This is a genomic window from Tardiphaga sp. (genome assembly GCF_044340795.1).
Lineage (GTDB): Bacteria > Pseudomonadota > Alphaproteobacteria > Rhizobiales > Xanthobacteraceae > Tardiphaga.
In genome coordinates this window covers 14,286-26,607 of record NZ_JBIISY010000074.1, presented here as the reverse complement: position 1 = coordinate 26,607, position 12,322 = coordinate 14,286, and the positions used below count along the sequence as shown (strand labels likewise).

Annotated in this window: 10 protein-coding genes and 1 pseudogene; all 11 read right to left on the bottom strand. The window is 61.0% G+C overall.

Annotated features, from left to right (window positions below; translation table 11 throughout):
- A pseudogene (locus tag ACIQ17_RS14245) lies at positions 1-1,021 on the bottom strand (hypothetical protein); the annotation flags it as partial.
- Positions 1,022-1,048: 27 nt separating this feature from the next.
- Positions 1,049-1,561, bottom strand: a complete 513-nt coding sequence (locus tag ACIQ17_RS14240) for a hypothetical protein (protein WP_398469668.1) — start codon at positions 1,559-1,561, stop codon at positions 1,049-1,051.
- Positions 1,561-2,358 carry a hypothetical protein gene (locus ACIQ17_RS14235; protein ID WP_398469666.1) on the bottom strand — a complete coding sequence of 266 codons (798 nt, stop codon included), beginning with the start codon at positions 2,356-2,358 and terminating at the stop codon, positions 1,561-1,563. Before ACIQ17_RS14235 ends, ACIQ17_RS14240 begins: the two co-directional genes overlap by 1 nt.
- The gene (locus ACIQ17_RS14230; protein ID WP_398469664.1) at positions 2,358-2,609 is read right to left on the bottom strand and encodes a hypothetical protein; all 252 of its coding nucleotides are present in this window, start codon (positions 2,607-2,609) and stop codon (positions 2,358-2,360) included. The genes ACIQ17_RS14235 and ACIQ17_RS14230 overlap by 1 nt, the downstream gene beginning before the upstream one ends.
- Positions 2,610-2,838: 229 nt before the next feature.
- Positions 2,839-3,069 (bottom strand): hypothetical protein, encoded by a 231-nt coding sequence (locus tag ACIQ17_RS14225; protein ID WP_398469662.1) that lies wholly within the window; start codon positions 3,067-3,069, stop codon positions 2,839-2,841.
- A 60-nt stretch (positions 3,070-3,129) separates the two neighbouring features.
- On the bottom strand, positions 3,130-6,225 hold the full coding sequence (locus tag ACIQ17_RS14220) for a hypothetical protein (RefSeq protein ID WP_398469660.1): 3,096 nt from the start codon (positions 6,223-6,225) through the stop codon (positions 3,130-3,132).
- Positions 6,225-8,702, bottom strand: coding sequence for a lysozyme (locus tag ACIQ17_RS14215; protein ID WP_398469658.1), 2,478 nt, complete (start codon positions 8,700-8,702; stop codon positions 6,225-6,227). Before ACIQ17_RS14215 ends, ACIQ17_RS14220 begins: the two co-directional genes overlap by 1 nt.
- On the bottom strand, positions 8,702-9,190 hold the full coding sequence (locus ACIQ17_RS14210; protein WP_398469656.1) for a hypothetical protein: 489 nt from the start codon (positions 9,188-9,190) through the stop codon (positions 8,702-8,704). The genes ACIQ17_RS14215 and ACIQ17_RS14210 overlap by 1 nt, the downstream gene beginning before the upstream one ends.
- Entirely contained in the window at positions 9,190-11,460 is a 2,271-nt protein-coding gene (locus ACIQ17_RS14205; protein ID WP_398469654.1) for a hypothetical protein, read from the bottom strand. The genes ACIQ17_RS14210 and ACIQ17_RS14205 overlap by 1 nt, the downstream gene beginning before the upstream one ends.
- Positions 11,457-12,059: a hypothetical protein gene (locus tag ACIQ17_RS14200; RefSeq protein WP_398469652.1), complete on the bottom strand. Its 603-nt coding sequence runs from the start codon at positions 12,057-12,059 to the stop codon at positions 11,457-11,459. Before ACIQ17_RS14200 ends, ACIQ17_RS14205 begins: the two co-directional genes overlap by 4 nt.
- Positions 12,059-12,271: a hypothetical protein gene (locus ACIQ17_RS14195; RefSeq protein ID WP_398469650.1), complete on the bottom strand. Its 213-nt coding sequence runs from the start codon at positions 12,269-12,271 to the stop codon at positions 12,059-12,061. Before ACIQ17_RS14195 ends, ACIQ17_RS14200 begins: the two co-directional genes overlap by 1 nt.
- Positions 12,272-12,322: the final 51 nt, after the last annotated feature.

The following is a 12,322-nucleotide window of genomic DNA, read 5'->3' as shown; positions in this document are numbered from 1 at the left end:
CAAAGATAATTGCCTTTTTGGAAGAGTTATTTGTTCCTCCCGTACCGCACTCTTCGAAAATCGTGCCTGCGGTTGCCTCGCCAACCTGCGCCCTCAGATTAATGAGTGGCGCGCTTTGAACGAAGTTCGGATGGTTATAAAGTAGATTAATACGACGAAATGCAATTGCTTGAGTTGCGTCTAACCGGATCAAGCCACCGGCGCTTCCATCAGCGGTAAACACAACAGTCGAAGCTTTCGTTTCCTGACCGTTGCCCGATCCGACACCGACAAACTCGATCCCGGATTTGTGCAAAGCGTTGACCAGGTAATCGTTAGTATGGAAACGTCCGCCGGGTGGGATAATAACTCTCCCACCATTACTACCAATATCGGCAATCGTATTGGCGAATGCGCTTGCATTTATACTTGAACTGCTATCCAAGCCATCGCCTATGGCGCCGTAGTCTTCAACGTTGAAAATCCCTTCACGCCTCTTCATCAAGTATATCGTCTTCGCAAAGGCCTGACGCGTCCGCAGCGGAGTCATCCAGCCGACGTTGCTTACACCCGCTTCTGCCTCTGCCTGCGTTGCTTTTCCGGCGGACATCGCAGTGGCGATAATGGCGTCCATTTCAGCGACGAGAGCTTCACGAGCCGCGTTGATCTCATCTGCGATGTTGGTGTTCAAATATAGAGAATATTGAATTGGGTCTGTGCCGATGTTCGGCCGATTTGTATTCAGATTCCAGACGTCACCGCCGTGCGCCGTCCCCTCTTGAACGGTTACCTTCATTCCGGCGATCATGCTGCGAGACGACACGCAATCAGGTGCACGACGCCAGCCACCTTCGTTTGCGGTATAAATCCCATTCTCTACTGGATTAGACTGGTCTTTAACCAGAATACGGTCGCCTGCCAGCGCCGCGAAGCCGTCGATAGTTGGCAACCCAGAAAGTGAAAGGTTGGCTGTCGACGCCAGCCGAACCGGCTCTTTGTCACCAGGCAACAGACGAACTGCGGCAGTCGACCTTGTAACCATCTTATCGGTCTCTCTAATATTTGTTGATTACGGGGCGCGGCGCAACGTGAGGCGCGTCTGCTTGATCGTTATGGCGCCAGCATTGCCTGTCACATCAAATACCTCTGTCGCGATATTCTGCGAAGCGGACCAGTTAACGGTAGAGGTCGCGTAGATTACATTTGACGTTTGCGTGTTGCTGAAAGAACAAAACGTTCTGTACTGAGCCTCAGTCGGCCCAGTCCGCGTTATTGTGGTTGTGGCTCGCATGCTCTGCGATGCAGTCGCCGTTCCGTTTGAAAAGAGCGACACACCGCCCGAGAAACCGCCGGAACTGAAGGAGCTATGGCCAATATTGGCACCATACCCTTTTGTGCTAGTGGCGCTGCTGAAGATGAAATCGGTCTCAAGGATAAGTTCGTCACCATCTTTGGACAGCAAATTCGCAGGAATTGCGAATGATGATGTTGCGATATGGTTGGTGTTCGCTGGGTTTGGTGCGTTGGTGTATTCCCAAAAGATCGTCTCGACGGAGCGCGATGGTCCTGAAAATCCGCTCATCAGACATAATCCAGGTTGAGGCCAAGAATGTCGCCGGCCGTGACGTTTGTCGTGTCGTTGTCGGCAGAGCCAGCAGTGAGCGCGAATGCAATTCCTGTGGCAAACGAATATCCGTGCGGCCAGTCAAAAGCGAAGCCGACATTCGGAGGCAGCGCGAGCGTCTTTACCGGCGTGTCCGTACCAACGGTCGGAGACGACGCCTTATTGTAGAGTTTGAGGTATCTAACAAACGACGAGGCGTTAAAGCCTTGGATGGCATAAAGCCGCCCGGAAGAAGCTTTAGCGCTTGTCGCATTCGTTGAAGCCGCTGCCGACAAAATTCGTGAGGTCGATGAGATTCCGCCAGTAGCCGCACTAGCATCAGCAGCGACGCGCCCAATCAAATTGGTCCCCGCCGGGGTCGCGGCAACCTGATTTGCTGCCGTAGCGGCGCCCGAAGGTAGCGGCAATGACGCGGCAGAAATCGGCTGCGTCGCCTGCCAGAAGGTCCCGGTGACAGCAACGCTCGAATTCAGCTTGGCCAGAATTGCAGCCAACGTTGTCTGCGTTGCAGGATCCGCAGACAGCTTAGCCAGAACAGAAGAAAGACCTGTGTTAGTGCTTCCGATCAACGCCTCAACTTGATCAAGGTAATTCCCAAGCGTTGAGAGGGCAGTCGATATCGCATCAACAGAAGCCTTATCCTCGGTTGAAAGCGCAACTGGCCTAGAGAGGGCTGCAGCCGCTCTACCCGGTGCAAGCGGCTTTTCGATCGGTACGACCGATCCACCCGCATCTTTTACATCGATCGTAGCCATTAGATGTCCTCGAAAAGCGCAACAAGTCCGCTTCGGTTGATGTCATTAAACCAGAGCCAGCTAGGAACCTCGCTGCCGTCGGAGAATCCGAAACCGCCGACAGAGTCGATAGCACCGCCCCGCACCATCCCTATTTGAACGCCGTCAGGGACGCGTTCCAGGTAATATGAATACGCAATGTCGATCGGAGCTGTAGCGAGCCCCGGAAGCTCTGGAGGCCGCTCCGGGGGAGTACTCAGGCTGATATTCATTACTTCGTCCCGCTGGAAATATTCGTCATTTCCAGCGGCCATAAATGATCGAAGTATCGTCGCCCACCGTCCCGTTGGGCCATACGCGCTTCGCCCCCGCACATTCGGAGGTGTACGCGTTGGGTATTGGATGACGGCCGGAATACTCATCAGGACGACCTGCGCCGACGTCGCCGCTTGCGCATACGCGCCACAATCACCCAACGGGCCTGTGTTTTGGTTAGTTTCATCAGGTCACCGTCGCGCCGGTGTCCGCACGCTTCCAGTTGGTGCCATCCGACCAAGCCACGCAGGCCGCGGTTGCGGCGTTGGAGACGTAGACGATGGCGCCAGCACCGGCTGAGGCTGCCGATGGCAGACCGGCCACGGTGTAGGATTTAAGCTTTACCGGACCGCCTGCGCCGGTGTTGCCCGCAGTGCGGCGAGAGCGGGAGATGGCGATGTCACGAGTTGCAGGCATTGGATTCTCCATAGGTAAGCGCCCGCCGGAATGGCGGTGTTTGGTCGTGATGGGACTGGACTATTGTTCTTGCGGATTGACGATGTAGCGCAGCATCTGGCGGATGCCGGCGTAGGAGTTGAACGGTAGAAGTCGCTCAGCGGCATTTTTCTGCCCCTGCGTGACCTCTTCGCCGTCGATGATCTTCTTTGGCACACCGAGCACTTGCGTTGCGTCGTCCACCAGGCCGGCACTCGGGCCGACCACGGTTCCGATCAGCGAGCGGTTCTGGTTCTTCTGCGAGATCGCGGCGCCCTCGTCTGCCGCCTTGATCGGCGACTTGATGGGGTTAAAACCGGTCGCTTTCTCGAAAGTGTTGGCGATCTCCATCGGGATGGCAAAGATGCCGGCCTTGTCCAGACCTTCAGCGATCCACCAGCCGGGGTTCTTCGTAGCGTCCTGCAGCTTCTCGGTGCGATTGCCGGACACTGCCTTGAGCCACGTTGCCATCATGCCGATCGTGGTCATCGCCACCAGGCCGCCCACAAACCTCGACTGTTCCTCCTGGAGACCGCGCAGCAGCACGCGCTGATGACTGGCAAGGGCGAACGATTTGAACTGCAGCATCGCCCGGCCGGTCGGGGTATTAGCGAATAGCGGGGTGTCGGCCACGCCCTTGGTGGTGATGATGCTGTCCACGTCCTTGTTGATCGCGGCGCGATAGGTCCGGCGCGCGACCTCGTCAGTCCACATCTCGGTGTTGGCCACCCTCACCTTGTCGACCGTCTCGCCGTGCTCCGCGAACTGCTTTGCGATCCGGGAGGCCATCGACTGGTCGATACCCATATAGGCGAGGTAAGCCCGCTCCTTCTCGGCGACCTGATCGAACATCGTTGCGCCGCGCAGTAAGCGGTTCTGGGTCATCACCGACGCAATCGACTTCTGCATGTCGGTCAACAGCCGGATGCCGTTCCACTTCGACGCGATATTGGTCATGTTCTCGAGGAACGCTTCGACCGGACCGCGAGAGGCGTAGGGATCGATGATCTCCGACAGCGTCGCCAATCGCGTGCCCAGCACGTTCTCGGCAATATTGCCGGCCAGTTGGCCTTCACCTACCGACAGGCGGATGCCCTTCATGTTGGTCAGCGTCTGGCCCAGCGTCTCCATGTAGGGCGTCAGTCCGTGCACCATCGCCGGCCGCACAGTTTCAGTCAGGGACGCAATAGCCACCTCGCCCATTGAGCGCAGGTAGTTGAAGTGGTTCACCGACCGCACGACCCGCGAATAGCTGGCATCTGCAACGGCGCCGGGGTTGGTTCCCCGAAGCATGTCGCGGACAGCCTCAAGATCGCGAATGTCGGCCGTCTCTCGATCGGCCAGCCGCTTCAACTGCCGCTCGTCAGTCACGCCATCACGCAGTCCGCGGTAGTCCTCCCTGATCTTGGTGATCTGGTCGACCATGTCGACTGACCCGAACTTGCGAGCCAGTTCGACATCGGCGCCCATGACGCGCGTGTAGCGGCGCGCCACTTGCTCGACGTCGTGCTCCAGATAGTCCTCGACGCCGCGGCCATTGGAGGCGCGGAACAGGTCGGGGATATTGAACGTGCGCTCCTTCAGCGGCCCGCGCGCCTTGATCGTGATGAAATCCGGGCGGTTGCCGGTGCCGGCGCGGCCTGTCAACGTGTCGAACACCTCGTCGGCGATCTGCTTGGCGGCGTCACGGTCGTTGAACCGATCGGAACGCTCGATGCGGCGCTCGACCTGATATTCGACCAGCTTCTCGCCGGTCAGCTTCGTCTCACGCAGCGCCGTCTCACGGTCAAACGCCTGAAGCAATTTCGGCATTTCGGCGTTGATGTGCTCCTGCACCATCGCCTTGAAGCCGGCCTCGTCGGCCGAAATCCGGCGACCGTTCCACATGCGGGTGAAATAGGACTGTGCAGTGTCGACCGAAACGTCTTCCGGCAACAGCTTGGCGTCGATTGCCTGCTGCTTCAGCGGGTCGAAGACCTTGGCGCGATACTCGCGAGCGACGCGCGCCACCACAGGGTCAGCATCCGCGTCACCGCGCCGCATCGCCTTGCCAACGGCTTCCCGAAACTCAGACCGATCGAGCTGGCCGCCGGCCTTCACATAATCGAGATAGCCGGCATTTGTGGCCCTCAGAGCCTGTGCCAAGCCGGCGTTGTATTCCTTCATCAGAGTCTCGACCGCCGGCTCGGAAGCGACACCCTCGAAATTCTTCTTCAGGTACAGCGGATTTTCCACCAGATCGGTTGCGATCTCGCGGTATGCCGATGACGGGCTGTGCAGCGCGCGCAGCAGCGGGTTCATCCTGGCTGTGGCAGCGGCCGTTGCGCTTGCCGCGCCGCCGGCGATGCTGTTGTCCGTGATGTCGGCAGCGACGTTCGCAGCGGCGCCGACGGACGCCAGGCGGCCATTCGAGTTGGCGGCCTCCAGCACCTGCAGCGGCTCGAGCCCGGTGCGCGGAGCATCAATTTCGCTCTCGATGGCGCCGATCGCCTTCTGCCACTCCGCTTTCGTCATGAAAGAGGCCGCCGAACCAAGCAAGCCGCCCAGCAAAGCGGACGCCCCGATTGCTGTCGCGCTTTCACCAACCGTGCGGGTTTGCTCGACCGAATGCAGCATGCCTTCCTGAATGGCCGTGCCGGCTGCGGCCGCACCACCCACGCTCGCCGCGCTGCGTGCCAGCGCAAGCCCGCCGCGAGCACCCTTCACGAACGAACCACCAGGCAGCAGCGTGGTCGGACTCAGGATCGACGCAGATCCCTCCGTTGCCAGACCCATCCACCATGGCTGGCTGTCCAGCAGCTTGCGGTCGTCGTTCTCGCGCGCGATGTCCGCTTTGATAGCGTCAAAGCGGCGCTGGTTGCGCGCCTCGGAAAGTCGAGCAAAGTTCGCCTCGTCCGGCGTGCCCTTGATCTTTTCCCATGGATTGAAACCGGCCTCCGGCTCGTTCAGCGTCCACAGCGACTCCGAAGACAGCGCGGCGGCGACCTCGTTGTTGCGCCGGAACGCTGCACCCCAGTTCCACGACGTTTTTGCCGGGCCGTCGTTCAGATCTTCCTCGCCCGGCGTAATCGTCATCCCTTTCGGGAAGTCGACCCGGTTGCCGAGATCAATGCGCGGTGCTTCGTCGACAAACGGCATCACTGCACCCCGAACGGAGCACGGCTCAAATCGGCCATGTCTGCGTCAATCGCAACACGCTGCTGAATGCGGGCAGACTGCGCCGCCCGCTGCGCGGTCTGCGCGTCACGCATCAGGCCCGGATCAGCATAGAATGGGCGGGGAATGGTCTGCGCCACTCCGTTCTTGTCGGTGTAGCTCAGGATGTAGGTTGGCGGCTCACCGCGCGTGTAGCGCTCGCCAGTCGTCCGAACCTCATCCATGCGCAGCTTGGAGCGCTCGACGTCCACCCCGTTTAGATCTTTGATGGCAGCCAGCGCCTGCTGCGCAATGTGCTCGGCGGCGTTCTGGACGCCCGCATAGGCCGGCGCGCGCTCCGGCGGATATTTGATGATGGTCTTCTGCCCGGATACCTCGGTCACGCCCCAGGTGCGCTTCATCTCTTCCAGTGCCAGCGTCTTGCTGCGGCCGACGTCGCCATTCTTGGCGAACTGTTCCCGGAAGATCTCCTCGTAGTCGCCCATCGCGCGCTGGCGCATTTCGGGATTGAACGTGAGCTGCGGGTTCGGCGCCAGGCCAAGGAATGACGGATCGAAGGCCGAGCGGATATCGCCGTCCTTCAGCTCCTTCCTGACAATCGCATTGACGTCCTCGGACTTGATGCGCGCCTTGATGTCGCGCTCGAACTCGGGCGTGCGCTCTTCCATGATCTTCTTGGTGGCCTCAGCCGCCGAGAGACCGCGGTCGTAGACCAGATGCCGGAAGGTCAGCCCCGCCTCGGTCAGCTCCTTGCCGCCCTCGACACCGGCGAAGATGTCCGTATAGCGGCCACCGGTGAGATTTGCCGCGGTCTGCAGGGCGCTCTGCACGCGATTGGCATCCGGCGACAACAGGCTGCCCCGCATGGCGACAGCCGCGCTCGCCGGCACGATCCCGGTTTTCTCGGCAATCGTCTGAAGCGCCGGCATATCGCCCCCGAGCGATTTGAAGCCAGCGTCAATCCAATCCTTCTGGTCCTTGTTGACCGGATTCCACGCGAATGATGGATCTGCCATCGCCTTGCTGAAGCTCGTGATATCCGACGTCGCCTTGTCCCGCGTCGCGATGGCGCTCAATACCTTCTGAATATCGCCCGCGTCGCGCAGCCAGCCCTCCTTGCGCGCCTGCTGGACGTCGGCCGCCGTGGCCTTGCCGTCGATGACCGACGTCTGCAGAGCGTTCAAGCGCTCGTTGTAATCAGCCGTCTCACGGGCCGCGATCGCAGCGCGCTGCTGGTTCGCCTCGACGTCGGCATTCCCGGCCAGCACGATGCGCTTTTCGGCCGGCACGTTGGCGAAGCGGGGATCAGCCTGGTAGACACCTGGCACCGGGCCATCGCCGGAGCTGCGCGCAAGCGCCGCCTCTGCCAGTCGTCGGTTGCGGTTCACGCCATTGTTGTGCCCCTGCAGGCCCTCGATCGACTGAGCAATGCGCTCTGCGTCACCCGTGCGGATCGCAGCGCCCACGCTGTCAGGCAGGCGACCGTAGTTGTAGACGACCGAGCCGACGGCGGCCTGCTGGTTCGGTGTCAGCCGATTGAAGGCTTCGTCACCGACCGCCTTCTGGACCTGGCCCAGCGATTCCTGCGTGCGCCGGCGAAGGTCGCGCTCGGCATCCTCCCGGGTGACAGTGTCGCCAGCCTTGACGGTCCTGATCTTTCCATCCGGGTCTGTGATCGTATCGGAGCCGTAGCCGACGCGATCGGCGTTGACGTCCCAATAGGTGCTCGACTTGAAACCTTCCTTGTCACGCAGCAGCTGCATGGTGCGGTCGATCGCGGTGCCGGAGAAGCCCTTGTCGACACCCCATCCCTTTGCCACGCGCTGAGCTGCTTCAGGATCACGCTGCGCCAGCGCGCGGAACCCGGTTTCCTCCAGCTCGGCGCGAAGTTGCTTCTTCGCAGCTTCCTTTTGGATCGGCGACAGCGACGACGTGTCGATCAGCTCCTCGACATCCTTCGTGAACGCCGGCACGGCGTCGGGCCCCGACTGCAGGATGCCCTGCTTTGAGGTATCCACACGCGTCTTGATGCCGTCGGTCTCAAAGCGATCGCTTTCAGCTTTCTGCAGCCGCGCGGCTTCGATCGAATAGGCCTCGCGCTTCGCCCGCAGCCGTGCCTCAAACTCTGGCCGCTGGCTTTGCGGCAGCGTATTGAGCCACTCACTGGCCTTGGCGTCGTAGTTCTGGACCAGACCATCGTGCAGTCCGGCCGCGCCGGGCTTCATGTTCTGCGTCGCGGCGACCTTGTCGCTCTCTCGCTTTGTCGAGAATTCGTCGAACGAAATCAGCGACTGGAATCGCTCCTGATAGTTGACGCGATCCTGATAGTGCGCGATCAGCGACACCCCCTTGGTGCCGGCCTGCTCCAAGGCAGCGCCGACGGGATCACCAGTCGGGATCGAGACAACGCCGCCCGGGTCGAGACTGCGCTGGGATACAATGCGGGGAATGGTGGCCATCAGGTATAGCCCATCCCAAATCCAGAGCCGCCCATGCGCACCGAATTCCGTGGCGAGTAAAGCTGTGTCAGGCCGCTTGCGACATTCGTTGCGGCGCCGATATAGCCCGCGGTCTGCCGCTGCTGTCCCTGCATCATGGCCAGATCGCCCTGCATGCGCAGATTGCCCTGCTTGATCTGCGAACCGAAGCGGATGGCGTCGATGTCCATCTGCGATTGAATTGCGTTATCGGCGAGCACTTCCGTGGGCGATCCGGTCAGCGCCACGCCCGACCCGGCCACCTGCGTCAGCGCAGCGGATGACGCGCGCCGGTTGCGATCAGCCACACGCGTGGCCTCATAGCCGGATGCCAGGCGTTCATTCTCTGCCGCTTGATCGTAGCTGGCCTGCTGAGCAGCGCCGGCCGCCGCGGCCTGATTGCCCTGCATGATCGAGCCAACCGCGGACAGCGCCGTGGTGGCCAACATCAATGGTGCGAAAGCGCACATTATGAGCCCTCGCTATCGAAGCCGGGGATGATTGCGCGGATGGTGGCCGGCACAGGGTCCGGCGCCTCGATACGAATGCGGCCCTGCCCCTCCCATGAATCGTCCAGCCTCACCTCGTCCAGATTTCCGGTGAACAGCGACACCACGTTAGTTGGCGGAACGATGGTGTTGCGCCCGGCCTTCTGCCCTTCGAACGTGGAGCGCGTTGCTGACTTCACGTAAATGTTGGCCGACTCCAGCACCGACAGGATCAGCGAATTCACGCGCTTCCGGCGTCCCATAACCGAACCGTCACGGCCGCCGACGTCGAGCTCAAGGGTCTCGGCCACCGCGCTGTAAGGCAGGCCAATGTGGATCTTGGACGCGGGCCACGGCAGGACGACCTCGCCGGCATGGACGACAAGCCCTTTGACGACCTTGCCATCGGCCAGCGCGACGACCGGCTCGCCTTCGAGGTGCGATAGCCCGGAGAAGTTGGCCTTGGGAACGCCCTCATAGGTCAGCCCGCAATCCACCATGAACGCGTCGGTGACATCCCCATATTCGAAAGGCGACCGCAGCACCTCAATGTAGCGGCGGGTGAAACCGTTGATGGTCCGCCTCACCAGGATCCAGACATCATCGGCGCCGGACTGGCCTGGCGTTGAGGCTACCCACTCGATGACGCCATGGTCATAATTGCCCCAGCGCCCACCGATCTTGTGCCGGTGCCAGCCGCGGACGTTCTGGTCTGCCTCATAGGTCAGCCCACCGAGCTCGCCATTGTCGAGCCCAAGCCAGAAAATCGGGTCCGTCTCGCTCTGATAGCAGATCGAGGAAATCCCCTGCTTCGGAATATGCTCCGAGATGATGCTGACCGGCGTGGTCGAATAACCGTTCTTCTCCAGGGAGAACGCCATCTCGACCACGGATTTGCGATCGAACCCGACATAGACGAATGTCGAGCCGGCTTTCACCGGCGGGATCGAAGAGCAACGCTTGGTGGGCGAGCCTCGGTTCTTGAATTTCGAGGGCGTCAGCGGCTCGTTATTGCCGCCGCCGGAGAGCGTCCGCACGCCGGCGATGGTGCCGACCAGAAGAAAGCCGTCCGACTCCTGCAGCCAGGTGATGTCGTTCGCTCCGGCAAGCTTGAACGACACCGCGTCGTCGTCGTTCGCGCCCGACCGAAAGCTGTTGAAATCGAATGTCTTGGAGCCGTAGACGGAATATTTCTGCCCGTAGCACAAGCGCTCTTCGAAGATCGTCACCGACCGCGGATAGCCCTCGGAGCCACCAAAGCCGCCAGTCGACCACCGATATGACTTGTTGCCCGCGCCGATCAGCTCGGCCGGGAATGTCTCGAGCACATCAGCCGTCGCCGTCAATCCGCCACCACCGACCGACAGAACACGGGCGATGCCGTAGCCGGAATGCACATAGCGCCATTTGACGCCGTAGTTCACACCGTAGTCGGTCGTCGATCCATCGAACTGCTCGGCAAGCTCGCTGCCGCCGTCCCATTCCTCGCCCTTCAGATGCGTAGGCGGTGTGCCGCCCATCTGCACCTTGCCGGTGACGAGGCCCGGAGCCGTGGAGACATAAACATTGCCATTGTGGCGGCGAAAGAAGCCGTTGCCGGAACTGCTGTTGAGATAGCCGCCGGCCTCCCAAGGTTTCCACGTGCCGAACGTTTCGACCTGAATCTTAACCAGCTGGCCGACCATATCCGACGTGAACACCGCGCTATCGGCCGTGAGCGTCACCGTGCCCGACGTGGCACTGGCGTACATCTTGACCGTCTCGTTGGCGTTCTGAAAACCAAACGGCCCGTCGTTGTTGTTGACGGGCGAGATCGACCACGACGTGTTCGTCGAGCGCGTGATCTTCCGCGGCGCATAGTTCTGGTGCGTGAGATACAGCACATCGCCTGATTGATCGAACTGCAGGTCGACGACATCGGCATAGGTGTATGGCGTGGCGACCTCGACGACCGAAAGGCCGTTCATGACCGGCCCGCCATACGCATAGACGCGGAAATACTTCTCCCCAAACCACAGCATATAGGCCTGCGTCTCAGAGAAGATGAACGGAATCGGCCGTTCAGAATTTGACCCCTTGCTTTCTCCCGCGAAATACGACCCGCCGCGCTTACGCAGGCCGCCATGCGGAAGCGTGATGAAGTTCTCGCACTTCGCCAACGCCGAGCGATAAAGGTCGAGCGAGGCGCGCGCGTGCAGGCGCGGCGAAATCTCACCTCGAACAAAGCTGTCCTGCGTCGGGAAAACGGTCATCGGACGTCCCGGTAATCGCCGCGCGCAGCCGACCAGGACTGCACGGACGCGGGCGAACCGCTCTCGATGACATTGATGCGGCGGGCCTCGCTGATCGCTTCCTCATAGACGCGCTGGGCACCTTGGAGAACCGTCGGCTTGTTGGTCAGCGGCATGGCGATCTTCATTGCCAGCCGGGCCGCCAGCGCCTCGATGAACAGCGGATTCCAGTCGCCGGGATCGGTCATGTTGCCGATGTAGCGGACCAGCCGCGGCGCCTCGTAATTGATCAGCAGGATGTTGCCCTCCTGACGCCACGGAATGACGATGCCGCCGTTCTCTCCCGTGTCGGTCAGCGGCAGAATGCGCAGAGCATCATCAGGCGCCGCATAGGCATAGCGATACGCCGTGCCGGCCAGCGCCTCGGGCATCGCCTCAAGCTCTGAACGAAAGATCGCAAACGACCAAGCGTGCTTGATCAGCTCGGCCTGACGCGTCGTTTCGTAATGCAGGTTGAGAAGACGCGCGGCCTTGTTGTCCTCGTCCAGACTCCCGATCGGGGCCTCAACGAGAATGCCAAGCGCCATGTTGGCGACGTCTTCGACGGTGACAGCGGCCATCAGCCCTTAATCACGTTCGGATGAAGAATGGGACGGCGGGTAGCCTGCTTCTCACGCCAGCGCGGGGGGCGGTGCAGAGCCTCGGCAGGATCGGCAAAGGCGCGGCGGAAGCCTGCGCGCGCGCGGGTCAGCGGCTTCGCGGGCTCTACGACCTTTGCGGCCGCATTCTTGCGTGGCCGGCCGGGAGGATTGCCGGTTGGTTTGTAAGGCATGCATCACCTCAAAAAAGATGAGGCGGCCCGGAGGCCGCCACAAGTTTGCGG

Bases quoted from the DNA above. Each gene is read 5' to 3' on its own strand.
- ACIQ17_RS14240 (WP_398469668.1), bottom strand. From the start codon at position 1,561: ATGAGCGGATTTTCAGGACCATCGCGCTCCGTCGAGACGATCTTTTGG.
- ACIQ17_RS14205 (WP_398469654.1), bottom strand. From the start codon at position 11,460: ATGACCGTTTTCCCGACGCAGGACAGCTTTGTTCGAGGTGAGATTTCG.
- ACIQ17_RS14215 (WP_398469658.1), bottom strand. From the start codon at position 8,702: ATGGCCACCATTCCCCGCATTGTATCCCAGCGCAGTCTCGACCCGGGC.
- ACIQ17_RS14195 (WP_398469650.1), bottom strand. From the start codon at position 12,271: ATGCCTTACAAACCAACCGGCAATCCTCCCGGCCGGCCACGCAAGAAT.
- ACIQ17_RS14230 (WP_398469664.1), bottom strand. From the start codon at position 2,609: ATGAATATCAGCCTGAGTACTCCCCCGGAGCGGCCTCCAGAGCTTCCG.
- ACIQ17_RS14220 (WP_398469660.1), bottom strand. From the start codon at position 6,225: ATGCCGTTTGTCGACGAAGCACCGCGCATTGATCTCGGCAACCGGGTC.
- ACIQ17_RS14235 (WP_398469666.1), bottom strand. From the start codon at position 2,358: ATGGCTACGATCGATGTAAAAGATGCGGGTGGATCGGTCGTACCGATC.
- ACIQ17_RS14225 (WP_398469662.1), bottom strand. From the start codon at position 3,069: ATGCCTGCAACTCGTGACATCGCCATCTCCCGCTCTCGCCGCACTGCG.
- ACIQ17_RS14210 (WP_398469656.1), bottom strand. From the start codon at position 9,190: ATGTGCGCTTTCGCACCATTGATGTTGGCCACCACGGCGCTGTCCGCG.
- ACIQ17_RS14200 (WP_398469652.1), bottom strand. From the start codon at position 12,059: ATGGCCGCTGTCACCGTCGAAGACGTCGCCAACATGGCGCTTGGCATT.